A 24,984-nucleotide genomic window follows, 5' to 3' on the forward strand; every position below is an offset into this window, starting at 1 on the left:
GATGAAACAGTACAAAAACATTACGTTAGCCACCGCGCGAGGCGGCCAAGGCGGTATAGCTACGGTCTTGCATACGTTGGAATCTTCGGGGTTTTTCTCCCGTTGGCATGTAAAGCATATCGCCACCCATCAGCGTGACACGTCAAAGTTGGGCCTAAAACGGCTGTTTACTTTTCTCTTCGCCTATATCCAAACAGCGTGGACTTTATTGAGCTCCCGTGTGGCGGTGGCGCATATTCATATGGCATCGCGGGGCAGTTATCAACGCAAATCGCTGCTTATTAGATTGCTAAAACGCTTTCGAGTGAAGGTTGTGTTGCATTTGCATGGCGCCGAATTTCGTGAATTCTTCGAAAACGAATGTGACACCCAAAAACAAGCCCATATTCGTCATACCTACGAGCTCGCTGATAAGGTGATTGTGCTCTCCACACAGTGGCAAAGCTGGGTTGAGAGCTTAGTTAATGACCCCAGTAAAGTACAAGTGATATACAACGCCGTGGACTCTTTGCAATTAGGGACTGAGCGCACTGAGCCTGGATTGATTCTATTTTTGGGCCGTCTAGGCCAGCGCAAAGGGGTTGGAGATTTAATTGCGGCATTTGCTGAGGTAAAAAAACAGTGTCCTAACGCACGCTTAGCACTCGGTGGCGATGGTGATATGGCCACCTTTAAAGCTCAGGTTGCTGAATTAGGGTTAGAGCAGGATGTTAGCTTTTTAGGGTGGATCAGTGGTGAACAAAAGCTCGACTATCTTGCGCGAGCGGATATTTATTGCCTGCCTAGCTACAACGAAGGCTTCCCTATGGGGGTGCTCGAGGCTATGTCTGCGCAAAAAGCCGTGGTCGCCTCCAATGCCGGAGGCATACCTGACGCCTTGCAACATCAACATAGCGGATTGATGTGTCCTGCCGGTGACGTTAAAGCGTTGGCCCAGTTGCTCATCAATGCCATTGGCGATCGTGGCCTTAACGCGCGATTAGCCGCTAATGCGAAACAACGCTTTGAAGACAACTTTTCCAAGCAAGCGGTGATCCCGCAGTTAGACGCCCTGTACAGGGAGCTACACGATGAACACTGAAACTGCTAACACACTGGCTCAGCAAACTTTAAATTTAGCGCAAGCGGATGATTATGCCGGCTATGACCCTTTTGATGGCCTGAACAGCCGACTGTTTTCTGTTGCTCCTATGTTGCGCAAGGGCGTATTTGGACTGGCATGGACGCAGCTGTTCAAACGCTCGCCCATCAACTTCAGACCCTTATGCTTGGTGCCCAAGAAACGCAACCCCAAAGGCGTGGCATTATTTATCTTAGGCTTGGTGAATGATTATCAGCGCAGTGGTGAGCAAAAGTACGTGCATGAAGCACAACGTTTAGCCGACTGGTTACTTACGCAGAAATGCGATGAGCAGCAGTGGGGAGCGCCTTGCTGGGGCTATCACTTTGACTGGAATGCCCGGGCGTTTTATGTGCCCAAAGGCAAGCCCAATGTGATCACCACCCTGTATGTTGCCAAAGCTTTACATGCTTTTGGGCAAGTGACGAAGCAAGATAAGTACACACAGTGTGCAATGCAAAGCGCCCACTTTATGGTAGACCATTTATATACGCAGACCACGGACGAACAGGGGCGAGAGCAATGCTATTTTGCCTATATTCCAGGTGAGTCGGCATTCGTACACAATGCCAGTTTGTGGGCAGCGGCTTGGGTGGCGACCTACGCTGCGTACTATGATGACAGCTTATACGGCGACTTAGCCTTGCAGGTTGCGCGACAATCAGTACAGGCACAAAATGAGCAGGGCGCGTGGGTCTATGGAACACGTCATCATCATCAGTTCATTGACGGCTTTCACACCGGATATAACCTCGAGGCGTTGGATATTGTGCGTTCGCAATTGCAAACGACAGAGTTTGACGCGGCGATAGAACGTGGTTTGCAGTTTTATACTGAGCACTTGTTTGATAGCCAAGGCACGGCGAAGTACTATCACGATAATCCCTACCCACTGGATATGCACAGCGTCTGCCAGGCGCTATTAACTTTGCTAAAGGTTAACCCCAATGCCGAGCAACTGGCATTGGCGGGTAAAATACTCACTCGCAGCGTGGAGTTGCTCTACGAGCAGCGCAGTGGCCGTTTTGTGTATCAAAAAGGCAAACGCTACACCAATAAAGTCAATTATATGCGTTGGACCCAGGCCTGGGTGTATTACAGCTTTAGTGAATTGGCGCTTGTGCAGCAGCGTACCCGCGTTGAGCAGGAGGCAGCGTGAGGCTTGCTGGGATTGACGCAATGCGCTCACTGGCGATTATTTTGGTCGTCGCGCAGCACACCTCTTTGATGGGCGAGGACAAAACTGCCGTCGACTATCTATATAAAAATTTGGTCGCTAACTCATCGGTATTCTTTGTTGCTTTGTCCGCTTTTTTAGCGGCGCATATCAGCTGGCCGAAGCAGCGCTGGACTGATTTTATGCGCAAGAAAGAGGCGCTGTTGATTCCACCTTTTGTGTGCATCTCTTTGTTGGCGCTTACCAAAGCGTATTCTAAATGCACCTTAGGTTTGTACTGCCAGGATTATCAGCTTATAGAGGTGGGCTTAGGGGGAGCGTTATTCCCGCTTTGGTATGTGCCCTTTATTATGGTGATGTTCTCGCTTACGCCAATGCTCAAACTGTATCATGCTCAGTCGCTGTGGTTGCAGGCCCTAGTGTTAATCCCCTTATGCTACCTCTCCATGCGTATTGGGCGTCCGCAAGAGCTGACCCATCTCGCACATAATTTACTCTATTTTTTGCCTGCTTTTTTACTGGGTTTGAGCTGTGAAAAGCTGCACCGCTGTCGATCAGTATCGACAGCATTGATAGTCAGCTTAGCTGTGGCTGCTATTGGCGTATGGCTATATCAAAGCCTGCACTTACAGCAGTTTGGCAATGCCCACCATCCACGCTTAGGGTTTTATGCTGTTGATTGGCTGTTTGTGCAAAAAGCGATGCTCAGTTGCGTGTTGTTATTGTTATTAAGCGATTTACGCGTAGAGCAGTGGTTGCAACGACACCCCAGTTTACTCAAGCCGCTGTCACAATTGGCGATGATGAGCTTTGGCATCTTCTTTATTCACGGCTTGTTTACCTACGAGCTGTATCTACTTACCAAACCCTTGGCACACATTAGCTATGTACTTAGCTCCGTGGTCGCAATGGCGCTGTGTCTTGCGCTTGCGTGCGCTGCGCTCACTATTGGCCAACGGCTTATCGGCAAGCGATACAGCCGCTATATTGCCGGATATTAAGGAGAAATCATGAAAAGAATTCAATTTTTAAATGCCCCTATGGATAGCGCCACAATGACGGAGACGGTAACGGTGATCCGCGATCATATTAAGGGCGGGCACTTTCTTCAGCACGTGGTGGTTAATGTCGCCAAATTGGTCAATATGCAACGTGATGCTGAACTCGCTGACTCAGTTAAAGCTTGTGACATCATCAATATTGATGGCATGGGTGTGGTATGGGGAGCAAGAGCCTGTGGTCATGACATACCAGAGCGCGTCGCGGGCGTTGACCTGTTCCATGAGCTATTGGCAATGAGCGCCGAGCAACAATTCAGTGTGTTTTTACTTGGCGCTAAACCCGAAGTGGTGGCTCGTACAGCTGAGGTGGTGCAAAAGCAAAATCCGCAATTAAATGTAGCGGGGTATCACCATGGCTATTTTTGGGATGATGAGCAGGCTGTGGTTGAGAAAATCAAGGCATCCGGTGCACAGCTACTTTTTGTGGCCATCACCTCGCCGAAAAAAGAGAACTTTATCAACCGCTGGCAAGACCAGCTCGGGGTCAACTTTGTTATGGGCGTTGGCGGCACTTTTGACGTTGTTGCCGGTAAGGTAAAGCGGGCGCCAAAGTGGATGCAAAATGCGGGGTTGGAATGGCTATATCGCGTTTTGCAAGAACCCGGACGAATGTGGAAGCGCTACCTTGTTACCAATAGCCGCTTCGCTTATTTGTTAATGAAAGAGCGCATGACAAATAGATGACAGCGCTTATAGTTAACCCGTTGTTCATGGTTAAATGTTTATTATAGATAAGTTAGTTAAATCTATTTTACTTGGTGGGATTGTGGATTATAATTTCACCTGTTACTAGGATGGCTGAATTTAAGCTTGGAGCACCCATGACCAGCGATAAAACATTTAAAAATAACCCAACCTCCAGCGGTGTTTTCTACCGCTTGATGGATTTGTTTTCGATCACTGCTGGGCTCTTTATAGCCGCTGCTATACGTGGCGTAGAGCTGGATCAGCATTACCTGGTAGCATTTCTTATCTTGATGATTTGTTACCTCTACACTGCGGAGGTTTTTAACGTCTATCGCAGTTGGCGAGCAGGTAAGTTTCAGCATATGGTGAGCTGGTCTTGGCTCTCTTTAGTTATTGCAAGTGGTGCATTATTTATCTTTGCTTTTGGTTTTAAGTTTAGTGAGAATTTGTCACGTTTAACTTTGTTTATTTGGTTTCTTAGTTCATTTATATTTCTGTTTAGTTGGCGGTTGTTTATTCGTTTATATAAAGTCAATAAACGAAAGCTTGGTTTTAGCTTAAAACGAGTCGCTATTATTGGCGCGACCGAGTCAGGGGCCAATTTATTTAGGGAAATAAGTCAGCATGATGAGCTGGGCTTTGATTTTGTGGGCTTTTTTGAAGACCGCCAACCAGATAGAGTATTCGAGCAGTTGCATTTCCATGTTCAAGGAGTAATTTGTGAGGCCGTCAACGCTGCTCGTCGCGGTGAAGTCGATGTGCTGTTCATTGCTCTGCCGATGAAAGCTGACAAGCGTATTGCCGATATCTTGCGTCAACTTGGGGATACCACTGTTGACGTCCACTTTGTCCCTGACTTTTTACTCTCGAACTTGATTCATGCGCGCATCGACCACGTCGGTGGGTTTGATACCCTAAGCGTGTTTGAGTCGCCTTATTTAGGTGCGCGAGAATTTATCAAACGCTCTGAAGATATCGTCGTCGCGGCGTTAATCCTATTGCTTATCTCACCACTGCTTATCGCTATAGCAATTGCAATTAAATTAACCTCTGCGGGACCAGTGTTGTTTGTACAAGACCGGTATGGCCTCGGCGGCGAGCGTATTCGGGTTTGGAAGTTCCGTTCAATGAAAGTAATGGAAAACGATGCTGTGGTGCGTCAAGCGACGAAAAACGACGCACGCATTACCCCCATCGGTGGGTTTTTGAGGCGCACCAGTTTGGACGAATTACCGCAGTTTTTTAATGTTTTATTCGGTGATATGTCCATTGTCGGCCCTCGCCCGCATGCTGTGGCACATAACGAGGAATATCGTAAGAAAGTCGAGTTTTATATGATCCGTCACAAGGTTAAGCCAGGGATCACAGGTTGGGCACAAATTAATGGCTGGCGCGGTGAGACAGACACCTTAGAGAAAATGGAAAAGCGGGTGGAGTTCGATCTCCAATACATTAAAAGTTGGTCTTTGTGGTTTGATATAAAAATTATATTTATGACTATTTTCAAAGGCTTCGTTGGGAAAAATGCGTATTAATATCAGGGAGTGGAGAATGAGAAAGTCGATGCTGGCAGCAGCGTTATTGAGTGCGACAACAGCCCATGCAGCGATGCCAAAACCAGGCAGCTATATCACCCAAAATGGCCTTGAATTAACGCCCAAGCTCAGTGTTGGCGCGATGTACGATGATAATATTTTCAGTACGGCCAACAATGAACAAAGCAGTATGATTTACACTGCCACGCCAGAGTTAGAGATGGCGTATGATGACGGCATTAACCGGCATCAGCTTACCACACGGTTAAGCTCAGCGGCCTATATTCAAAGTAGTGCAGACAATTATACCGATGGTCATATTGGTTACTTGTCTCACTTTGAACCGTCACGACGTCATCGCTTCAATGTGCGTGTTGACGCCGATTGGAATGTTGAGCGCCGTGGTGAAGGCCTGTCTGAAGGACAACCTAACGCCTTTGCTGAGCCGCTCACTTACGAGCAGCAGGATTACCACGCCGACTATGAGTTTGGCGCACAAACAGCGATGTACCGTGTTAAATTTGATGCGGGTTATTACAACAAAAACTACACGCGTTTTGAGAGCATTACGCAGTATCGTGATTACGACAAAGCAAATTTCGGCGCCACACTTTACTTTAATTCACAATCACGCTCAGACGTGTTCGTCTCCGTACATCAAAACAACTATCGCTACGATGTTGTTGACATCAATGGTGTCACTCGCGATTCCGATGATTATCAGGCTTATGCTGGGTACAGCTGGGAAGCAACGGCGCTAACAGAAGGTGAGATCAAAGTCGGTTATCAAAAAAAGGACTTTGCTAATGCTGCCCGTGAGAACTTTTCTGGGGTCAGTTGGCAGGCCAAGATTAAGTGGCAGCCGCTGACTTATAGCCACTTTCGCTTTACCACTTCACGCAGTGCTCGCGACCCTTTAGTTGAAGGCGATTATGTTCGCGAGACGTTCTACGAGGCGCAGTGGGTGCACCAATGGCGTGAAAACCTGCAAACTAAGGTGGCGTATTCGTACACCGATGATGAGTTTGTCGGTGTAAACCGTCAAGACTCGCTACGTGGGCTCACTTTGGCGATGGATTACGCGTTGAGCCCAAGCGTGGTGCTATCAAGTTATTACGAACTGCGCAATGACAACTCTACTCGCGACGATTTAGTCTTTGACCGCAATCGCATTGGTTTGACTGTACAGTTTGCGTTGATGGGGAGTCGTTAATGCGGTGGCTAGCTGCAGTGCTGCTGGCACTATGTAGTCAATGGGCGGTTGCCAACAGCGATTATAAGCTCGGGCCGGGCGATCAAGTGCAAATTAGAGTGTTTGGTCAGCCGGATCTTAATATAGATGCTTTATTGGGCAAAAGTGGCGTAGTCAGCTACCCCTTTTTGGGTGAGCTTACCTTGACAGGACTCACAGTAAAAGAAGTGGAGCAGCTGATCTACAGTGGCTTGAAAGGCGACTACCTCGTTGAGCCCAATGTCTACGCCCAAGTGGTCAGCTACCGACCTTTCTATATTCATGGCGAAGTTGAAGAGCCTGGTGCCTACCCCTATCAACCAGGACTGACGGTGGATCAAGCTATCGCCTTGGCCGGTGGCCTCACTGAGCGAGCCTCCACAGACAAAATCTTTTTGCTCAGTGAACAGCAGCAACAGGCAAAGCGCAGTAAAGCGTCTTTGCAATCTCAGGTCGCCGCCGGTGACACCATAAAAATAGAGCAACGGTTCTTCTAATTTCAGGGTAGAGAATGAAAACAGCAACACGCAATACAGGCGCCGCTGAGGTTGTGACTCTGGGCTATTACTTAAAAGTCATTAACAAGTTTAAGTGGCGCATTGCGCTCTTGGCGATTTTAGTTACCACCCTAGCTATGGTGTGGGCGCTGCAATTGACTCCTTCATACCGTGCTAGCGCCACCTTACTTATTGAGGCGCAGCAGCGTAAAGCGGTCAGTTTTGAAGAGGTCTATGGTTTAGATGCCTCAAAAAAAGAGTACTATCAAACCCAATATGAGATTTTGCGCTCCAGAGCCATTGCCAGAGATGTGATAGAGCAATTGAACCTGCTTGAGCATCGAGATTTTCAACCCAAGCCTAGTATGCTCAGTTGGGTTATGAATGATATTAAGCAATGGGTGAAGCAATATATTCCACAAAAGCCACAGACATTGCCTAGCACCGCCGATGCGCAGCAAGCTTACGAAAAACGAATGCAGAAAATTATCACCGCGTTTTCGCGGCGGCTGAGTATTCATCCGATCCGTAAAACCCAGTTGGTGGTTATCGCCTATGAGTCGAGCGATCCGGCGCTGGCTGCTGATGTCGCCAATGCCGTTGGTGAAGCGTACATTACTCATGCGATGCAAGCGAAAATGGGCATTGCTAAACAGGCTTCGGGGTGGTTAAACGACCGCCTAAGTATCCTGCGAGAGCGCTTGGATAAGTCCGAACAGAAGCTGCAAAGCTACCGAGAGCGTGAGGATTTAGTTGATATTGAGGGCGTTGTAGGGTTAGTGCGTCGTGAATTAGAGCAAACCGCGCAACAATTGGTGGAAGCGAAGCGTAACCAAAGCGAGCTCAACGCGATTATGCGCGTGGTGGATGAGTATGGCCGTGATGACATTGCCAGGTTGGAATCGATCAACGAAATCACCACTCACAAAGTGATTCAAGACGTGAAGCGAGAGGTTGTGACCGCGCAGCGCAAAGTGAGTGAATTACGACAAGTATATGGCCCTAAACACCCTAAAATGATTGCCGCGCGAGCGGAGCTTGCTACTGTGCAGGAAAACTTATCGGCACAAATTCGCTCTTTGGTGATGGGCTTAGAAAAAGAGATGCGCACCGCCAATAGTACGGTGTCAGCGTTGCAGCAAGATGTGGAGCAATTGCGTCAGCGTTTTCAAATGCTAACGCGTAAAGAAACTGAGTATCATCAGCTCAAACGCGAAGTGGAAACCAACCGCAATATCTATGATACCTTTTTATCGCGCTCCAAAGAGACCGAAGTCACCAGTGATTTCAATTCGCCAATCGCTCGGTTTACCGATTATGCCTACCAGCCGACGAACCCAGCGAAGCCAAACCGTAAGTTAATCGTCGTATTGGCCTTCGTTGCGACCTTAGGTTTCGGTATCGTGCTGGCGTTTCTAACCGACGCGCTAAACGACACGCTGAACAACGCTGAAGAAGTAGAAAATAAGCTCGGTCAGCGACTGCTAGGGGTGTTGCCGAGTTTACCCTCATCAAAACGTAAGCCGCTGCCAACGCACACCTTCTTTGATAAAGGTAAGTTGGCTTTTGCGGAGGCGGTGCGCACCTTTAGAACGTCGCTGGTACTCAGTCAGATGGACCGTGACAATCAAGTGATTGAAGTGACTTCATCGGTGCCGGGTGAAGGGAAATCAACCACATCCATCAACCTCGCTTTCTCGCTCGGGCAAATGGAAAAAGTATTATTAATTGATGCTGATATGCGTCGCCCTTCATTGGCTGGGCGCTTCTCTCTTCCGGCTTACCAGCCAGGGCTGGCGAATGTCCTTGCGAATACTCAGCAGCTTGAGGAGTGTATTCACGTTGATGAACAGTCAAACATTCACGTGTTGTGTGCAGGGCAAATCCCATCTAACCCGTTAGAGCTACTCAGTAGCGAAAACTTTAAGGCCCTGTTGGCACACTTGCGCCAGCAATACGATTATATAGTGCTTGATACGGCACCTTTAGAGGCGGTGAGTGACGCGCTTGTTGTTTCCCAGCACAGTGATTCAGTGATCTATGTCGTTAAATCAGGATCGACACATCAGGGGTTAGTGAAGGCCGGGCTACACCGCTTAATTGATGCTAAAGCAAACGTTTGTGGGGTGCTGCTAAACCAAGTTAATGGCAAACAAAAGCAGGGTCATAATGCCCATTATGGCTACTACGATAGCCATGGATATACCCAAGCAAATGCACCAACGTAAGGCTTGCTATGATTGATATTCACAACCATGTGTTGGCTGGGATAGATGATGGACCGCAGCAGTGGCAACACAGTATCGCCATGCTCGAACAAGCTAAGGCGCAAGGGATCTCCCATGTGGTTGTCACACCGCATCTGCACTTTGGTCGCTTTGACAACACCCAACCCGTAGTCGCGCAAAGTTTTGCGCGGTTGCAGCAAGCTATACGTGAGCAACAGCTCGATATTCACGTTGCTTTTGCCAGTGAAGTGCGCATTGACTCGCAAATTATGGCAGCCCTCTCCAGGGACCTCATTGCGCTATTTCATGGTCAAGGCCCAGAGCGCGCAATACTCTTAGAATTGCCGCACTCGCATGTACCTCTCGGTGCCGACAAGCTGATCACTTGGTTAAATCGCCAAGGCTTAACAGTGGTGCTGCCGCACCCTGAGCGCAATAGAGAAATTAAGGCGAAGCCACATTTGCTGGCACGATTTAAGCGCTTGGGGTGCTTAATTCAAGTGACGGCAGGGAGTTTGCTAGGGGATTTTGGTGATGACAGTGAAAAACTCGCAGTGCAGTGGCTAGAGCAGGGTGACGTTGACCTGATAGCCAGTGATGCCCACAGTTGCGAACGTCGACCTTTTCGCCTAGCGCAGGCCCGTGAGCGCTCTGAGCAACTGGTCGGCAAGGAGCTGGCCCAACGCTACACCAAGGAGAACCCATGGCGTCTATGCCAAGGTCTATTTTAGCTCGGTTAACTCCTCGGCACTTGGCAGCCACCCTGCTTATGCTGATCAGTATTGGCTTGGCAGCGGGCTCCATTGCTGCCTTGCAGGGTAATCTAGCCTATTTACAAGGTAAAACATTACTGTCGCACTTGCAGGTGCAACAAGATGAGTTGGAGCCAGCCGTCGGCTCGACCCATTACATGCGCGCCCACATGCGTCTGCAACGCGCTGCTGAGCTCGTTCCTAACCATGCACAATACCACACGATTCAGGCGCAGCTATCATTGTATGGCTTTGCGCATGGCTATGCCGATGGCGTTGAACTGCGAACAGCCAAAGAACAATTACTGCACTCTCTGAGCTTGCGACCGAGCTGGCCGTATACTTGGCTGGAGTTGGCAAAAGTAAGCTATTCTCTGGATGGAATCAACGATTCGGTGTGGCAGTATTTAAAACAGGCGCAACAATATGGGCCCTTTATAAAAGAGGTTAATATCACCAGTGTTGAGTTTTACCTTTTATATTACGCTGAACTCAACGCCGAGCAGCGCCAAGCACTGCGTACTCAGCTGCAACGAGCGTTAGTGCAACGGGATGGCGCCTGGCTATTGTGGGAACGAGCCCAACTGCGAATGCGCAAAACCTTGTTATGTCATGAAGTGGCGAAACTGCAACAGCAGCATCAAGTCATGAATAACCTTTGTAAGCGTGCGCAAGCCAATTTTGCCAGTGTTGCTGATAACCCAGCATAAGCTGGTGTTGGCGACTCTCGAAGTGTTGTGCCTGGTCTTTTTCATTGCAAAAAGGGCCAGCATGGCACAGTGGGCAATAGTTGGCATCATCTAAATAACGCGGGCGGTGATAGGGAAAGTCAAGGTTTTTGGGGTTCAGCGCGTAGCTGTAGGTGACTCCTTTGGTGTCTTTGACATGTTTATTGCGGTCCACGTTGCGGATACGGTATCCGGGGAAATCATCAATATTAAAGGGCTGCTCACCGACATACTGTATATCAAGACCAGTACACAGAGCGTGGTCAAGACCCCAATGACTGTAAGGTTTGACGTCTTTTGAGGTGATATAGCAAAGCCCGGCGCCGTGTTTAGCTAGGCCATAGGCGCTACCATAGCGTAAAAATTGGTGTAACAGGGCGCGATTCAAGGTGTTGAGGCCACCTTGTTGCTGCGCTGCAGCAAAGGCGCTTTTAGAGCCTAGTTGGCTGAGCAATGGAAATTGGAAAATAATGACATCAAAGCCCGTGCTAAGACGTTGCCAGCAGGCCTGGTTGGTCACATCAAAGCTGAAATACAGCGGTACCTGGGCTTGGCGTAACTCATCAATGCCGTGACTGGAATACTTCTCTCGCAGTACCGCTTCTGAGTCATACACCGAGCCGACGATATGGGCGTCTGCAAAGCGTCGTTTAAGCGCCCGGGTAAAGGTTAAATCGCCGTCGCCGACCGTTAAAATACGCCACTGAGCACTTAAGTACATAGTTACTCGTGACTCTGCGGGGCATTGGAGCGGGGTTGCAACAAATAGAGCCGAGCTTTCAGTGATTCAATAGCCACCTGGCGGATAATTAAACGCAGGGCCACAAAAGCGGCAATGGCAAAGTGGATAGGGCCGTGGGTAAGACCAAGCTCCGGCTGATAAATTAATGCCCCGAATAAAATAAACAAACATACCAACCACGCATCTATAAATTGGTTAGCATAAAAGTGCAGGGTGCCTTCGTGCTTATGGTCTTTTTTAATGCGTACCGAGCAAAAAAACGGCACAACCTTTACCTTGAATGCGGCGTTTTTTTCGCTGAACTGTTCGCCCAACTGCTCAAGGGCACTGCGTAAATCGTCAATCATGGCCATCTCACCGAAAAATCAGAGCGCGCAGTGTACTGTATTGCTGTGAAGCTGTCTAAGGTCTGTCGAGCATGGCGGCAATCATCAGCAAGTGACACACAAATACCACTGAGGTAAGCACAAAGCGCATCTTGCGATAGTCCTTGTGGTGCTCTGCCCATTGCGGCTGTTTTACTTCAATGGCCAGCACCAACCAAAAACTGGCGCTTAACCACGCTAATGTGAACAGCTCATTGCCCAGCGCCAACAGCGGCAGCGGGATGGTGGGAATAACAGCAGCAATGGCGCGCCCATAGCTTTGCTCACCGGGGCGCCATAACTGACCGGCAAGGAAGCTCATAATCGCGATGCCATAATAAATGAACATGGTGCCAGCGTACTCAGTGCGACCACTGAGCATGCTCCATCCAACCAAGGCTAAAAACGGCAGTAATCCTAAGTAACCTAATTGGATATGATTGATATAACGGGCAATAGACAAAGTAGACCTCAGCGCGGATGCTTTTCTTAATTGTACGTGGCGCAGGTTAAAGAGTTCAATGAGTTCAGGCGAAAAAGCCATTAACGGTCTGAGAAGTCGCAGTAAGTTTAAGCGTTAATCACATTTATCGATGGTTGTAATCGAATCAATCTGTTTTATTTATTAAAGCACAACCTCTATCTTATTCATCAACGCAGCGGCACACGCCGCTAATTATTTAAAACTGATGACAGACAACATGAGGTAATTTATGAGCAACTCATTGATCAACACTAAAATCCAACCTTTTAACGCAACGGCTTATCACCAAGGTGACTTCGTTGAGCTAAGCGAGCAAGACCTATTAGGCAAATGGTCAATTGTGTTTTTCTACCCAGCGGACTTTACTTTCGTATGTCCTACGGAGCTAGGTGACTTGGCTGACTACTACGCTCAATTGCAAGAAATGGGTGTTGAAGTTTATTCAGTGTCTACAGACACCCACTTCACCCACAAAGCGTGGCACGATTCTTCTGAAACCATTAATAAAATTGAGTTCCCAATGATTGGCGACCCAACTGGCAAAATCACTCGCAACTTCGGTGTGATGATTGAAGAAGATGGCCTAGCGCTACGCGGTACTTTCGTTATCAACCCTGAAGGCGAAATTAAAGTGGTTGAAACGCACGACCTAGGCATTGGCCGCAGCGCTAAAGAGTTAGTACGTAAAGTACAAGCGGCACAGTACATCGCTACTCACGACGGTGAAGTATGCCCAGCCTCTTGGCAGCCAGGTGAAGAAACGCTTGCACCTTCGCTAGACCTTGTCGGCAAAATCTAATAACGCCTAAATCGCAACACTCGGGCGGTGGCAACACCGCCTTATTTTTCTAACGCTTGAAGAGGCTAACCATGTTAGACAGTACCATTAAGAATCAATTATCAAGCCATTTTAGCGCATTGACGGGCAATATAGAGCTGGTTCTAGCCCTCGATGAAAGCAATAAAAGTAAAGAATTAGACACCTTGGCCAACGATTTGGCCGAGTTGAGCCCGCGCATTAGTATACGGCAAGACCACCAAGCAGCGCGACGCCCTGCGATGCAAGTACTCGGCGAGCAAGGCACCTCGATTACATTCGCTGGGGTCCCGATGGGTCATGAGTTTACTTCATTAGTGCTCGCTGTACTGCACAGCGGCGGTGTGGCAACTAAGGCCGATGAGGCGCAACGCACGCAAATCCAGGCTTTAGATAAAACCCTTAATTTTGAAATTTACATCTCCCTGAGCTGCCAAACCTGCCCAGGCGTCGTGCAAGCGCTCAATACCATGGCGGCTTTGAACCCTCAGGTGAATGTGACCATGATAGACGGTGCCTTGTTCCAAGAGGAAGTAGAGCAGCGCAACATCATGGCGGTGCCTACGGTGTACTTGAATGGCGAGCTATTTAGCCAAGGCGCTATCAGCCTCAATGACATTCTTAACAAAGTCGATGAGGGAGCTGCGGCGCGCCAAGCCGAACTATTGAATGAAAAAGACCCCTATGACGTATTGGTAGTCGGCGGTGGTCCTGCGGGTGCATCGGCTGCTATCTATGCGGCGCGAAAAGGGCTGCGCACCGGTATTGTCGCTGAGCGCTTTGGTGGCCAAGTAGCCGATACCATGGCCATTGAAAACTTTATCTCGGTCAAAGCCACAGAGGGCCCGAAACTGGTAGCTCAGCTAGAAGAGCATGTGAAAGAATATAATGTCGATGTCATCGATAATCAGCGCGCCGCACGTTTAGACAGCGATAACCGCGCCATCACCTTGGATAATGGTGCCACACTGCAAAGCAAATCCCTGATCCTCGCCACGGGGGCACGCTGGCGGGAAATGAATGTGCCAGGTGAGCGTGAATACCGAGGCCACGGGGTTGCTTATTGCCCGCACTGTGATGGTCCGCTCTTTAAAGGTAAGTCGGTAGCGGTGATTGGTGGCGGTAATTCAGGCATTGAAGCAGCGATCGATTTAGCCAACATTGTTGAGCATGTAACAGTACTTGAATTTGCCGATACCTTACGTGCTGACGACGTGCTGGTTAAAAAGGCGCAAAGTCTTACTAATGTCACCATTATTACCAATGCGGCGACCACCGAAATTGTTGGCGATGGCAATAAGGTGACCGGTCTTAATTACACCGACCGCGAAACACAACAATCGCAGCATGTAGCCTTAGCCGGCGTATTCGTACAAATCGGCTTAGTGCCTAATACCGAGTGGCTGAAAGACAGTGCTCTGGATTTAAGCTCTTTTGGTGAAATAACGATTGATGATAAAGGCGCGACTAACCTGCCTGGGGTCTTTGCCGCTGGGGACGCCACTACCACGCCTTTTAAGCAAATCATTATTGCCATGGGCGCAGGAGCCAGTGCCAGTCTTGGCGCCTTTGATTACTTAATTCGTCACAGCGACGACCAAGCGCAAAGTGATGCCGCTTAAAGTAGATACTGCACACACCCTGAAATCTCCAGATGTGTAGTCCCCAAGCCGCTCAATGAGCGGCTTTTTTCCTGTGCTGTGAAATTGAAAGCAGCTGCCACTGCAAGCGGTAAAGCTGATTGTGCATGTCCCCCTACCGATTAAGTGGTTTTATTTGAATGCCGCCCATTTATACTCATGCCGCGCTACCGGTGTTGTTAGCTGTCATTTTTCAGTTTATTTTTCATTGCGTTACCTTCATTAGCGAATTTCAATTTTACAAGGTATGCTAGCGTGTAAAGCAGGGACAATACCTGTTAGTCAGACCGTCGGCGGAGGATTAATGCCACATTTTGTAATGGATTGCTCACAGGACATCTTCGTCTCCCATGATGAAGCCTTTATTATTGAACAACTTTTTTTGCAAGCTTGTGCTACCAATTTGTTTGATGAACGTGATATCAAAGTCAGAATAAATTCTTTCGAAAAATACTCTGTAGGTAATAAGCGAGAGCCCTTCATTCATGTTTTCGCCTCCATCATGCAAGGCAGGACGACTGAGCAAAAGGCGATGCTATCGCAGCAAATGGTATCAAAGCTGGTAACTTTATTTCCGAATGTTCCGAATATCGCCATGAACATCAGTGACTTTGAAATGGCCACTTACTGTAATCGTACAATGGTGTAACTCGTCACATTACCCAAACCTATGGTGGCATTCAGTGCTCGCTTTGGATAAATTTGCCAATGAGCCGCTTGAATTCAATCGCATCACTGGCTTCGAGGAACGCGACTGGGTCTTTATAAACATGTTATATGAATTAACCGAAAACGGAGTTTTCAATGAAAAAATACCTATTCTTTGCAGTATCAATTTTGGTTTCAGCATCGCTATCCGCCAAAGAGACAAAAATTGATCTAAATGAACTTGCTCAAAAGTATTTCGATACCATGGTTGCCACGCAAAGCCCAGGAGCAACAAAGAAAGAGCTGGAGACCCATCTTAATTTACTTACAGAGGATGTTGGGCATTCGCACTTACCTTGGGTGACAGATGATTCGCGCTTACCAAATGGCAAAGAGGCAATGAGAAAAGGGATGACTTTTTATCTTGGCGCCCACAGCGAATACAATGCAGAGCTATTGGATGTATTTACATTTAACCACTCAGCAGTTGCTATAAGATATAAAAGCTACGCTAAGGGCACCCACCCTGAAAATAATCAACCGATAGAATATAGCCAAGTCATGATGGAAGTATTGGAAATTGAAGACGGCAAAATTGCGGTAATAAGAAAATACCATGAGTAACTTTGCCCATTGAGTAGGGTGCGAGGCCTTAAGGAGAGAAAATGAAGTACCTGTATGTATGGCTCCTTATCCCTATTTTTTGTATCCCCCTGGTGCAAGCAAAGATTATCTATGATGAAGCTAGGGATAGAGGCATTCCTGTTAAAATATCTTATCCAATTAATGAGCAGGACTGCACCATCGAGAGCAAGTGTGCTGTCGCATTTCTCAGCGCGGGGTACGGTGTTGCTCACACCCAGTATTCTTTTTTAGAGGAGCAGCTTCGTGAGTTGGGCTATATGGTGGTTTCTGTCGCTCACGAGCTCCCTCAAGATCCGCCACTGTCGGTAACGGGGAATCTATACGAGACTCGACGCGAGAATTGGGTCAGGGGTGCCAAGACATTGGCGTTTCTTAAGAGCCAGCTTCAGTCTCGCTATTTGAACTATGCGTTTAATGAGCTGCTTTTAATTGGGCATTCCAATGGTGGCGATATTTCTTCGTGGCTAGGAAATGAAAAGAAGCCTTATATTAAATCAATAATTACATTGGATCACCGCCGCGTTCCTTTACCTAGAAATACCGATATCAACATATTCTCAATTCGGGCAAGCGACTTTGCTGCCGATGAAGGAGTGTTACCTGCAAACACAGTGCAAAGCGACATCTGCGTAGTGCAAATACCTGACGCTCGCCATAATGATCTTTCGGATCACGGCCCAAGATGGTTGCAAGATAAAATTAAGCAACTAGTACATGGCTATTTAGTGGGCCAGCCCTGTGCGATGCTCAACAAAGCTTAACACCTGGCTCAAGGCTGGCAGCCAAATTTGGTTGATTTGCACTTTTTGTCGCCTCTATCCCTGCGCGCCATGGCGACCGTAATGAAATAAGTGAATAACTGAGTATTGCAAAAGATAGTGAGTTCCTAAGGTGATTATGCGCATGTTCAATACACTTTTTAGATGGCAAAAAGGCCGCCAGAAAAGCGGTTATGAGAAAATGTTGCTGGCAAGGGCATGGTGGCCGCTAAAATTCGATGTCTACTTGCTCAAGTTCCCACAAGGCTGTGAGGTGCCCACGCACACTGACAAAGTAACCGCAGGCAGGCATTATCGGCTTAATATTATCCTCAAACAAGCACGCTGTGGCGGTCAGTTTGTTTGTAAAACGCCTATTTACAGCTCTAAACGAATCAAGTTATTTCGCCCCGATATCAGTGAGCATGCAGTTACTAAGGTCACCTCAGGCAGCCGTTATTTGTTAGTATTGGTTGGGTTCGTGGCCATTAAAAGACCAACTGACGTCCATCGTATTGATCACATATGGGTTAGCGTGAATCGCTAATCACACTCGTTTTTTACATATTATCTCGGGGTGAGAACAGTAATTTTTTAAACTGGATTGGCGCATTTGCTTATCTTCGAAAATAATTAAGTAGCAACTGCTGTTGCATGAAGTGCATGGATAGGCACAAAAATCTTAGTTTAAATTACGAGGGTGTCCCATGCTCAATACCATGTCTGTAAAGATGCGACTGATTATTTTGTCCATAATTCCAATTGTATTACTTATTATTTCAGCGACGCTGAGTATGTCTCAACTTAATACCATTGGCGAGGGCGTTGACAGTATTTATAAAGATAGGGTGGTGCCATTAAAGCAAATTAAAGTGGTGTCAGATAATTACGCGGTCAACATTGTCGATTTATTGCATAAGTATCGCGCTGGCGTTATCGACAAATCGCAAGTTATATCTTTGATTGAACAGGCGAAAGCCACCGCGCAGCAGCACTGGCAGGACTATTTACAAACCAAACTCACAACCGAAGAGCAGCGCTTAACCGAAGACGTGGATGAGCACCTCGCACCAGTGGCTGAGAAAATTGATACGTACATGCGGGCCATAGAAAATGGCACCTTTAAAGCGATGGACCAATCGCAGTTTGTAGCCGACCTTTACAGTGTTTTTGACCCACTCAGTGGCAGCTACGCGGCACTTATCGATTTGCAGCTATCAGAAGCGCAGCGGTTTCGCGACAGTGCCGATGAGCAAGTTTCCCACGTCACCACCTTATTGTTAGTCTTTATTATCTTGACCATTGCCTTTATGTCTTTATTGGCTTGGTTTATCTACCGCTCTATTCATGGGCCTTTGAGCCACTTGCAGGGCACCATTCAAACCATTGCCGAACAAGCCGATTTGACCCTGCGTGCCAAAGTCACCGGGAAAGACGAAATAGCCACTACAGCAGAGCACTTCAATCATATGCTTAGCCGAATCCACACTTTGGTTACTGACGTCACGGGTGCGACACTGACGTTGTCATCGGCGTCAGAGCAAATGCAAGCGATCAGTGCCCAGGTGGCCTCGACTGCAACCCAGCAAGAGCAACAAAGTGCGATGATAGCCACCGCCATTACACAAATGAGTGCAGCGATTCAAGAAGTGGCTCAAAACGCGCAAAATACCTCGCAACATGCTGCATCTGCGGATGGCTTGGCAGAGCAGGGCAGTCAAACCATCGATGATAACCTTGAGGCTATTCGCACCTTATCTCGTATTGTTGCGCAAAACGCCCAATTGATTGGTGAGCTGAATGCCCAGTCAAATGAGATCAACCAAGTGGTGCTAATGATTCAAGGGGTGGCTGAGCAGACCAACTTGCTAGCGCTGAATGCTGCCATTGAAGCTGCCCGCGCCGGAGATTCAGGGCGTGGCTTTGCGGTGGTTGCTGATGAAGTGCGTACACTGGCACACAATACTCAACAGGCCACTGAAAATATCAATACCATGATCGCCAAGCTGCAGGATATGGCTGGCCAGGCGGTGGCAGCGATGCAGAGTGCCGATGACAGCGCCAAAGAAAGTGAGCATCACAGCCAAGAATCGGCAACCGCCATTAACCGTATTCGTGAAGCGGTCGCTGACATTGCCGATATGAATTTACAAGTATCTACAGCCACCGAAGAGCAAACGACAGTGGCTGCGGAGATAAGCCAAAATATTAATGAATTTAACGACAGCATTACCAGTGTATCGCAAAGCTCACAGCAAAACGCCGATGCCAGTAAAGAATTGGCGCAGCTCGCTGATAGCCTGCAACAGCAAGTGAAAGCCTTTGTGGTCTAAATACGCTCTCGCTAAGTGATGCTTAGCCGCTGCAAATAGTCTAGCCCTTGCTGACAGCCCAAAGTGTAGCCGTGGCGTAACTTGGCGGCGTCGCGCGTGGTTCTGCCCACAGCAAACTCTGGGTCGGGGGCAATGACCTCGATATGACAATCCGGCGGCGGTGAATGGATAAATTCTAAGCTTTGGTTATATCCCTCTGCTCGGCGGCTCGAGGCACTGATCAGCGCCGGGGTGTCGCGCAGTAGGCGTCGTGTCACCCAGTGTGAGCGACTCGGTTTTTTGCGATAGCCCAACGGCTGGGACAAAATCACGGTGATGCGTTTCGCTCCTTGTAAGTAAGCCTGTTGCACGGGGATGGAATCGCTCAGACCCCCATCGGTATATTGCTTATCACCAATTTGCGGATAATCGCGATAGGCCAAAGGCAGCGCACAAGAGGCTTTTAAAATCGCTTCTAAATTATCGGCGTTGGCTTTTAAATACTCGGCTTGACCGTTGGCGATGTTGGTGGCCACCACATAAAATGCTGCGACTTGCTTCGCAAATGTCGCTAAATCTAAGCGGATATCAGCAATGGTCTGTTGCCATAGCCAATCCAAATCAAACAGGTGCCCGCCGCGTGCAAAACGTAGGTAATTAATAAATTCAGGTCGGCACGAGTAATCCGTGATCACCTTATAGTTGCGCTGGTGTTGTTGGCACAAATAAGCGGCGATATTAGTTGCGCCAGCGGACACTCCAAAATACATATCAAAGGGCTGGTAGTGCTGTTGCAGCCACGTATCGAGTACGCCGGTGGCAAAAATACCACGCATCGCGCCCCCTTCAACAACAAGGGCATGGCTTAGAGATGAATTGGAGATAGGTAAAACCCTGCATACGCTTTTATTTATTACCTCAGCAACTTAGCATGAATTTTATTTGCGCAGCAATGGGCAATAAGGGCAAAAGGCGGTGTATAGGGCACCGCCATAAAAGTGATCAACGATTGGTAACAGCATCCTTACCATCGACATAGTGTTTAACGTCGCTGGCTTTACCCGCTTGTTCACGCAACAAATAGAAGCAGCCGCGAGAACCTGGATTGTCGGAGTAGCCTTGAATGCCAACAACGGCATCTTTAGTCACATTACCCACGTACTGCAAAGTCGGGTAGCTATCGAAAGAGATGATCACCAATCCCTCTTCTTGCCACCAGTTACCGCCTCCGTATGGGTAGCTCCATGTGCCATCGGCATTAATTGTAAATAACGCAGCGGTAATCGGCGTTGAGCCCGCAGTATTACAATTCCAATTGACATGGTTGCGCCAAGTACCGACTACCGAGGTCGAAGACGCAGCTAATACAGGGGAGGTTGAAGCAAGAGATAGGCCGATAACACAGGCCACAGTAGAGAGTGATTTCACTAGTTTCATAATTATATTTCCTTATATAAATGTGTTTTTGCGTTTTGGTTACACACAAGAGCAATCCTTCAGTCCTGTTGTGTCGCCACGCGACTTTGAGATTAGCTAAAAAAAGCATAGTTTCAATGCTGATTTAACAAAAAAGTTACATATGGATGATTTTTAGGGAAATTTAGTTATCGATATGACCGGCAAGTTAGAGCGGTGATTGGCTCCAAAGCGGGCAGTGGTGCCTATCACTCTTTTATGAGCAGTTCTTGTGCATTCACAATGGGTGGTGATGAAAACGGGTGTAATATAGTCGCAAAACAAGTACAATTGCGACTATATATCATTCCCGAGTATCATCCGGCGCGCATGACCGACATCACCACACACCAGGCTTCTCGCAAACGCTTACTTATTGCGCTCGCTATAACCTGTAGCTTTATGGTCATCCAGCTAATAGGGGCTTATCACGCAAACTCTTTAGCGGTGTTCGCCGATGCCGGTCATTTATTTGTGCACAACAGCACGTTATTTATCGCTATTTTGGCGTCCTCTATCGCCATTCATTTGGCACGCAACTTTAATGAAGGCTATAAAAAAGCCGAATTAGTGGGCGGGCTTATTAATGGCAGCCTGTATTTGGGAATTAGCTTAACCATTTTGTTTCTTGGCTCTGAGCGGTATTTTGAAATGCATGAGGGGCATCACAAAGACGTTAACACCACCATTATGGCGTGGGTATCAAGTATCGGTTTTGTCTTTCACGGATGCGCCGCATGGGTGCTGTACAAGGGCCGCAAAGACAGCATTAATGTGTACGCGGTGTTTCTCCATACTTTCTTTGATTTGCTCTCCACCGTCAGTACCTTAGTGGCCGGTGTCACTATCGCGCTCACTGGGTGGCAGCAATTGGATGTGCTTTTTAGCATGGTGATAGCCGTGTTCGTGTTATTCACCGGTTTGCGCCTTATTGTGCAGTGTATAAAGCGGTTGCAGAATCAAGAAGGGCGTTTGCCCAGTGCACAAGCTATTGAAAAGGCGATGACTAAACTCGCTCACGTACACAGTGTGCACAATGTGACCGTGTCTCGAATTGACAAGCAGCTCGCCGTTGGCGCGCATATCGTGTTGAAACATCAATGTACTGTCGCGGCTCATGATGCTGTCTGTCGAAACAATGCCGAACAGATGTTAAAACAACGCTTTAATGTTGAGCACAGCGTACTGCAAATAGAGGCTCATCCGCACTCCGAAGATGGACAAGCGCATCACTGTGTACAACACTAAGACTATGCAGTTCCTATAAGTTTTTAAGCTTTCCTACAAATGAGCACAATTCGCACCGGACTTCAAAGTAGCAACAAGTTCATGGTGGCTTGCTTACTCGGCCTGATTGGCGGGTTGACGCACCTAATTCCTGTGTGGTTTTTGGACAGCTCCGAGTTTTTATTCGGGCAAATTTTTGTGTTGCTGAGCCTCGTTGCCTTGGGCTTACGCTACAGTGTTATCACCTTGGCTATCGCCTCTGCTTTTATCTTTTATCGCTGGCAACATGCTTGGCCCAGTATCGCATTTTTGCTCGAGTTGATATGGTTGCATTGGTTTTGTTGTCGCCGCTTAAGGCGTCCGTTATTGCCATGGGGTGGGGTCTTTTGGTTGCTGGTTGGCTTGCCGCTGCTGGTGGTTTTTGGTCATTGGATGGTCGAGTTGCCGTGGTTATCGCTTACCACTGCTATTTTCAAGTATTTACTTAACGCCATTATTTCATTAGCTGTAGTTGACCTATTAAGCTACTTTTTACCCTTTATAGTTTGGCACTATCGGCAAAACTCGCTCAAACATATTCTCAGCTACGTGGTCAGCGTATTGATTCTATTGGTGGTGCTGTTGACGACCGTGATTTTGGTTAACGATCACTATGAACGTATAGAGTATGAGGTCAATACACAATTACGTGCCCATGCAGATAGGGTCTCGCAACAAATAGATAGCTACCTGGAACAGCACCAAAATGCCATTGTTTCGGCGCGCGATACCTTGGCGCAAGGTGTTGATGAGCGTTGGCAGCTTAGTCATTTAGGGCAAATGTACCCTGGCTTTATTTCTACGGTGCTGATCAATCAGCAAGGGGTGGCGTATGTGGGATGGCCTAAGTCGCTTCTCGATGGGCTCTCCGCACAGCAGCGAGATGTGACAGACCGCGATTACTTCACGCAAGCGCATAGCCACCCTAACGGCTATATTTCCAGTGTTTTTCGCGGTCGTGGCTTAGGTGACAACCCCATTGTTGGCATTTCGGCACCGATATACGAAAAACAACAGTTTGCAGGCGTGATTGAAGGTTCGCTGCGATTAGAGTCCTTTCGTCGCTTTCGGCCCTACTTGTTTGAGCAACAAGGGGAATTGCTGGTAATGGATGCCAACAATCACGTGGTGTATAGCAGTGCAAATACTTTCAAAGTGCTAAGCCACCTCGAGCCACCTGCTTTAGCGGAGTTTAACGGTGATTCAAGCGCTTTATACCGCTCTGCTAACAATGAGCTGTATTACAGCCGGTCACTTAATAGCTCTCAAACAGGTTGGACGGTCATCGCTATGATGAACCGCCTCCATGTAAACTCTGTGGTCGCTTCAACCTGGTTGTACGTGTTGCTGCTCACGCTGGTACTCTTGCTGCTGGCAGGGATTTTCATTCGCCAGCTAAGCCAAAGATTGGTGGCGCCACTTAATTTTTTAACCCAAGTAATGCAGCGCTACCCGATGCTGCCAAATAAGACGCCGCTTAGCCAACACGAGTGGCGGGAAGTTCAGCAACTACACGAACAGTTTGATTCGCTGGTGGTGCAACTCCAGCAGAGTTTTGAGCAGCTAGCACAATCCGATGATCGCAACCGCGATTTGAACAAACAACTAACGCGCTTTAACCAAGAATTGGAGCGTAAAGTACAAGAGCAAACTGCAGAGCTCAAGACTGCGGTGCATAGGGCGAACCAGGCCAGCCGAGCAAAGTCACAGTTTTTAGCTAACATGAGCCATGAGCTGCGTACACCCATGAACGGTGTGCTTGGGATCACCGACATTTTGCTGCAAGACTCGCAGCTGAGCGCCCAGCAACGCCAGTATTTAGCCACCTTGGGTGCAAGTGCACAAAACCTACTGCAAATTCTTAACGACATACTGGATTTTAGTAAAATTGAAGCCAATGCCTTGGAATTGAACGCACAGCCATTGGCTACCCGGGCATTTTTCACTCACGTAGAGCAGGTATTTAATAGCGCCAACGACAACAAAGAGGTGTGCTTTGCGTGCGAAATTGCCCCGAATGTGCCCTCTAGTATTCGTGTTGATGAGCTCAGACTCAACCAAGTGATCACCAACTTATTAAGCAACGCGAAAAAATTCACCGAGCGAGGAGAGATTGTCCTTAGCGTGCAATACCGCGATGATGAGCTTCAAGTGACGGTGCGTGATACTGGCATAGGCATGAGCGAAGAGCAGCAAGCACGTATCTTTACGGAATTTACTCAGGCTGATGTGTCAACAGCTCGGCGGTACGGAGGCACTGGTCTGGGACTGGCAATCTGTCGATCCTTGGTACAAAAAATGGGCGGCGATATCTGCGTTTCCAGCGCTGAAGGAGAAGGCAGCTGCTTTAGTTTTACCATCAAAGCGCCAGCCTGTGAGGACATCGAGGTTAACCAACATAGCGAACTCTCGGCGCCTGATTTAACTGAGCGACACGTCCTGGTGGTTGAGGATAACGCTGTAAATCAATTAGTCCTTGCCAAGATGCTTGAACCTTTGGGCTGTGAGGTGGCCATCGCTCAAGATGGGGTGCAAGCTTTGGATATGCTCCAGCAGCAACGCTATGATGTGGTGCTCATGGATTGCCAAATGCCGCACATGGATGGGTATCAATGTACCCAACATATTCGCAAAGAGCCGCATAAATATGGCGTCATGCCCGTTATCGCGATTACTGCCAACGCCTATGAAGAGGACAAAAACCGTTGTTTGGCGGCGGGGATGAATGCCTTCGTTTCCAAGCCACTGCAAGCGCATGAGTTGCACCGCAGTATTCGCGCTGTGTTAAATATTTCCCACTAACTAGGCGTAAACTCAAAGCATCGACGACACTCAA

23 protein-coding genes and 1 pseudogene are annotated in these 24,984 nt (G+C 48.0%); 19 read left to right on the forward strand and 5 right to left on the reverse strand.

Annotated elements, in window-relative coordinates; translation table 11 throughout:
* The first annotated feature begins 1 nt into the window (after position 1).
* From PRUTH_RS17260 to PRUTH_RS17305, 10 genes are all read left to right on the forward strand, one after another.
* Positions 2–1,081 carry a glycosyltransferase family 4 protein gene (locus PRUTH_RS17260; RefSeq protein WP_151174021.1) on the forward strand — a complete coding sequence of 360 codons (1,080 nt, stop codon included), beginning with the start codon at positions 2–4 and terminating at the stop codon, positions 1,079–1,081.
* Positions 1,071–2,279 carry an aspartate-semialdehyde dehydrogenase gene (locus tag PRUTH_RS17265; protein ID WP_151174022.1) on the forward strand — a complete coding sequence of 403 codons (1,209 nt, stop codon included), beginning with the start codon at positions 1,071–1,073 and terminating at the stop codon, positions 2,277–2,279. Before PRUTH_RS17260 ends, PRUTH_RS17265 begins: the two co-directional genes overlap by 11 nt.
* Entirely contained in the window at positions 2,276–3,298 is a 1,023-nt protein-coding gene (locus PRUTH_RS17270; RefSeq protein ID WP_151174023.1) for an acyltransferase family protein, read from the forward strand. The genes PRUTH_RS17265 and PRUTH_RS17270 overlap by 4 nt, the downstream gene beginning before the upstream one ends.
* 9 nt (positions 3,299–3,307) lie before the next feature.
* Entirely contained in the window at positions 3,308–4,042 is a 735-nt protein-coding gene (locus tag PRUTH_RS17275; protein WP_022945848.1) for a WecB/TagA/CpsF family glycosyltransferase, read from the forward strand.
* Positions 4,043–4,179: 137 nt separating this feature from the next.
* Positions 4,180–5,580: an undecaprenyl-phosphate glucose phosphotransferase gene (locus PRUTH_RS17280; protein ID WP_151174024.1), complete on the forward strand. Its 1,401-nt coding sequence runs from the start codon at positions 4,180–4,182 to the stop codon at positions 5,578–5,580.
* A gap of 16 nt (positions 5,581–5,596) precedes the next feature.
* Complete coding sequence (locus PRUTH_RS17285; protein ID WP_170269014.1) at positions 5,597–6,793, forward strand: outer membrane beta-barrel protein; 1,197 nt, start codon at positions 5,597–5,599, stop codon at positions 6,791–6,793.
* Positions 6,793–7,308, forward strand: a complete 516-nt coding sequence (locus tag PRUTH_RS17290) for a polysaccharide biosynthesis/export family protein (RefSeq protein ID WP_022945851.1) — start codon at positions 6,793–6,795, stop codon at positions 7,306–7,308. The genes PRUTH_RS17285 and PRUTH_RS17290 overlap by 1 nt, the downstream gene beginning before the upstream one ends.
* 14 nt (positions 7,309–7,322) lie before the next feature.
* The gene (locus tag PRUTH_RS17295; RefSeq protein ID WP_151174026.1) at positions 7,323–9,536 is read left to right on the forward strand and encodes a GumC family protein; all 2,214 of its coding nucleotides are present in this window, start codon (positions 7,323–7,325) and stop codon (positions 9,534–9,536) included.
* 8 nt (positions 9,537–9,544) lie between these two features.
* Positions 9,545–10,267 carry a tyrosine-protein phosphatase gene (locus PRUTH_RS17300; protein ID WP_138548857.1) on the forward strand — a complete coding sequence of 241 codons (723 nt, stop codon included), beginning with the start codon at positions 9,545–9,547 and terminating at the stop codon, positions 10,265–10,267.
* Entirely contained in the window at positions 10,240–10,998 is a 759-nt protein-coding gene (locus tag PRUTH_RS17305) for a hypothetical protein (RefSeq protein WP_022945854.1), read from the forward strand. Before PRUTH_RS17300 ends, PRUTH_RS17305 begins: the two co-directional genes overlap by 28 nt.
* Here the strand turns inward: PRUTH_RS17305 and PRUTH_RS17310 are convergent.
* Genes PRUTH_RS17310 through PRUTH_RS17320 form a run of 3 tightly spaced genes read right to left on the reverse strand, consistent with a single transcriptional unit; the run spans position 10,934 to position 12,580 of the window.
* Complete coding sequence (locus PRUTH_RS17310) at positions 10,934–11,737, reverse strand: Rossmann-like fold-containing protein (RefSeq protein ID WP_151174027.1); 804 nt, start codon at positions 11,735–11,737, stop codon at positions 10,934–10,936. The genes PRUTH_RS17305 and PRUTH_RS17310 overlap by 65 nt on opposite strands.
* A 2-nt stretch (positions 11,738–11,739) precedes the next feature.
* Complete coding sequence (locus PRUTH_RS17315; protein WP_026111246.1) at positions 11,740–12,105, reverse strand: hypothetical protein; 366 nt, start codon at positions 12,103–12,105, stop codon at positions 11,740–11,742.
* A 55-nt stretch (positions 12,106–12,160) separates the two neighbouring features.
* Positions 12,161–12,580, reverse strand: a complete 420-nt coding sequence (locus tag PRUTH_RS17320) for a DUF3429 domain-containing protein (protein ID WP_045979059.1) — start codon at positions 12,578–12,580, stop codon at positions 12,161–12,163.
* 256 nt (positions 12,581–12,836) lie between these two features.
* Here PRUTH_RS17320 and ahpC point away from each other — a divergent pair, with 256 nt between their 5' ends.
* The 7 genes and pseudogenes from ahpC to PRUTH_RS17355 all read left to right on the forward strand — a co-directional run bounded on the left by ahpC (position 12,837) and on the right by PRUTH_RS17355 (position 19,448).
* A complete protein-coding gene (ahpC, locus tag PRUTH_RS17325) occupies positions 12,837–13,406 on the forward strand; it encodes an alkyl hydroperoxide reductase subunit C (protein ID WP_045978974.1) in 570 nt (189 codons plus the stop codon).
* Positions 13,407–13,477: 71 nt separating this feature from the next.
* Positions 13,478–15,046 (forward strand): alkyl hydroperoxide reductase subunit F, encoded by a 1,569-nt coding sequence (gene ahpF / locus PRUTH_RS17330; protein ID WP_151174028.1) that lies wholly within the window; start codon positions 13,478–13,480, stop codon positions 15,044–15,046.
* 322 nt (positions 15,047–15,368) lie between these two features.
* On the forward strand, positions 15,369–15,713 hold the full coding sequence (locus PRUTH_RS17335) for a 5-carboxymethyl-2-hydroxymuconate Delta-isomerase (protein ID WP_130145786.1): 345 nt from the start codon (positions 15,369–15,371) through the stop codon (positions 15,711–15,713).
* 155 nt (positions 15,714–15,868) lie between these two features.
* Positions 15,869–16,336, forward strand: a complete 468-nt coding sequence (locus PRUTH_RS17340) for a nuclear transport factor 2 family protein (RefSeq protein WP_151174029.1) — start codon at positions 15,869–15,871, stop codon at positions 16,334–16,336.
* A gap of 41 nt (positions 16,337–16,377) precedes the next feature.
* Entirely contained in the window at positions 16,378–17,118 is a 741-nt protein-coding gene (locus PRUTH_RS17345) for an alpha/beta hydrolase (protein WP_151174030.1), read from the forward strand.
* 136 nt (positions 17,119–17,254) lie between these two features.
* Positions 17,255–17,607, forward strand: a pseudogene (locus PRUTH_RS17350) (2OG-Fe(II) oxygenase).
* Between the two features lie 227 nt (positions 17,608–17,834).
* Positions 17,835–19,448, forward strand: a complete 1,614-nt coding sequence (locus PRUTH_RS17355; protein WP_257221108.1) for a methyl-accepting chemotaxis protein — start codon at positions 17,835–17,837, stop codon at positions 19,446–19,448.
* A gap of 11 nt (positions 19,449–19,459) precedes the next feature.
* Here the strand turns inward: PRUTH_RS17355 and PRUTH_RS17360 are convergent, their stop codons facing one another.
* Positions 19,460–20,311 (reverse strand): patatin-like phospholipase family protein, encoded by an 852-nt coding sequence (locus PRUTH_RS17360; RefSeq protein ID WP_151174033.1) that lies wholly within the window; start codon positions 20,309–20,311, stop codon positions 19,460–19,462.
* 118 nt (positions 20,312–20,429) lie between these two features.
* Positions 20,430–20,864, reverse strand: a complete 435-nt coding sequence (locus PRUTH_RS17365) for a hypothetical protein (protein ID WP_151174034.1) — start codon at positions 20,862–20,864, stop codon at positions 20,430–20,432.
* Between the two features lie 348 nt (positions 20,865–21,212).
* On the opposite strand from PRUTH_RS17365, the gene PRUTH_RS17370 reads away from it, so the two are divergent.
* Both PRUTH_RS17370 and PRUTH_RS17375 read left to right on the forward strand, forming a co-directional pair.
* Positions 21,213–22,130 carry a cation diffusion facilitator family transporter gene (locus tag PRUTH_RS17370; RefSeq protein WP_045979060.1) on the forward strand — a complete coding sequence of 306 codons (918 nt, stop codon included), beginning with the start codon at positions 21,213–21,215 and terminating at the stop codon, positions 22,128–22,130.
* A 39-nt stretch (positions 22,131–22,169) separates the two neighbouring features.
* Positions 22,170–24,950, forward strand: a complete 2,781-nt coding sequence (locus PRUTH_RS17375; RefSeq protein ID WP_151174035.1) for a hybrid sensor histidine kinase/response regulator — start codon at positions 22,170–22,172, stop codon at positions 24,948–24,950.
* The last annotated feature ends 34 nt before the right edge of the window (positions 24,951–24,984 follow it).

Origin of the sequence: Pseudoalteromonas ruthenica (assembly GCF_008808095.1) — a bacterium.
In the GTDB taxonomy this organism is placed as follows: Bacteria; Pseudomonadota; Gammaproteobacteria; order Enterobacterales; family Alteromonadaceae; genus Pseudoalteromonas; species Pseudoalteromonas ruthenica.

Bases quoted from the DNA above. Each gene is read 5' to 3' on its own strand.
- PRUTH_RS17260 (WP_151174021.1), top strand. From the start codon at position 2: ATGAAACAGTACAAAAACATTACGTTAGCCACCGCGCGAGGCGGCCAA.
- PRUTH_RS17265 (WP_151174022.1), top strand. From the start codon at position 1,071: ATGAACACTGAAACTGCTAACACACTGGCTCAGCAAACTTTAAATTTA.
- PRUTH_RS17275 (WP_022945848.1), top strand. From the start codon at position 3,308: ATGAAAAGAATTCAATTTTTAAATGCCCCTATGGATAGCGCCACAATG.
- PRUTH_RS17280 (WP_151174024.1), top strand. From the start codon at position 4,180: ATGACCAGCGATAAAACATTTAAAAATAACCCAACCTCCAGCGGTGTT.
- PRUTH_RS17285 (WP_170269014.1), top strand. From the start codon at position 5,597: ATGAGAAAGTCGATGCTGGCAGCAGCGTTATTGAGTGCGACAACAGCC.
- PRUTH_RS17290 (WP_022945851.1), top strand. From the start codon at position 6,793: ATGCGGTGGCTAGCTGCAGTGCTGCTGGCACTATGTAGTCAATGGGCG.
- PRUTH_RS17295 (WP_151174026.1), top strand. From the start codon at position 7,323: ATGAAAACAGCAACACGCAATACAGGCGCCGCTGAGGTTGTGACTCTG.
- PRUTH_RS17300 (WP_138548857.1), top strand. From the start codon at position 9,545: ATGATTGATATTCACAACCATGTGTTGGCTGGGATAGATGATGGACCG.
- PRUTH_RS17305 (WP_022945854.1), top strand. From the start codon at position 10,240: ATGGCGTCTATGCCAAGGTCTATTTTAGCTCGGTTAACTCCTCGGCAC.
- PRUTH_RS17310 (WP_151174027.1), bottom strand. From the start codon at position 11,737: ATGTACTTAAGTGCTCAGTGGCGTATTTTAACGGTCGGCGACGGCGAT.
- PRUTH_RS17315 (WP_026111246.1), bottom strand. From the start codon at position 12,105: ATGATTGACGATTTACGCAGTGCCCTTGAGCAGTTGGGCGAACAGTTC.
- ahpC (WP_045978974.1), top strand. From the start codon at position 12,837: ATGAGCAACTCATTGATCAACACTAAAATCCAACCTTTTAACGCAACG.
- ahpF (WP_151174028.1), top strand. From the start codon at position 13,478: ATGTTAGACAGTACCATTAAGAATCAATTATCAAGCCATTTTAGCGCA.
- PRUTH_RS17335 (WP_130145786.1), top strand. From the start codon at position 15,369: ATGCCACATTTTGTAATGGATTGCTCACAGGACATCTTCGTCTCCCAT.
- PRUTH_RS17340 (WP_151174029.1), top strand. From the start codon at position 15,869: ATGAAAAAATACCTATTCTTTGCAGTATCAATTTTGGTTTCAGCATCG.
- PRUTH_RS17345 (WP_151174030.1), top strand. From the start codon at position 16,378: ATGAAGTACCTGTATGTATGGCTCCTTATCCCTATTTTTTGTATCCCC.
- PRUTH_RS17355 (WP_257221108.1), top strand. From the start codon at position 17,835: ATGTCTGTAAAGATGCGACTGATTATTTTGTCCATAATTCCAATTGTA.
- PRUTH_RS17365 (WP_151174034.1), bottom strand. From the start codon at position 20,864: ATGAAACTAGTGAAATCACTCTCTACTGTGGCCTGTGTTATCGGCCTA.
- PRUTH_RS17370 (WP_045979060.1), top strand. From the start codon at position 21,213: ATGACCGACATCACCACACACCAGGCTTCTCGCAAACGCTTACTTATT.
- PRUTH_RS17375 (WP_151174035.1), top strand. From the start codon at position 22,170: ATGAGCACAATTCGCACCGGACTTCAAAGTAGCAACAAGTTCATGGTG.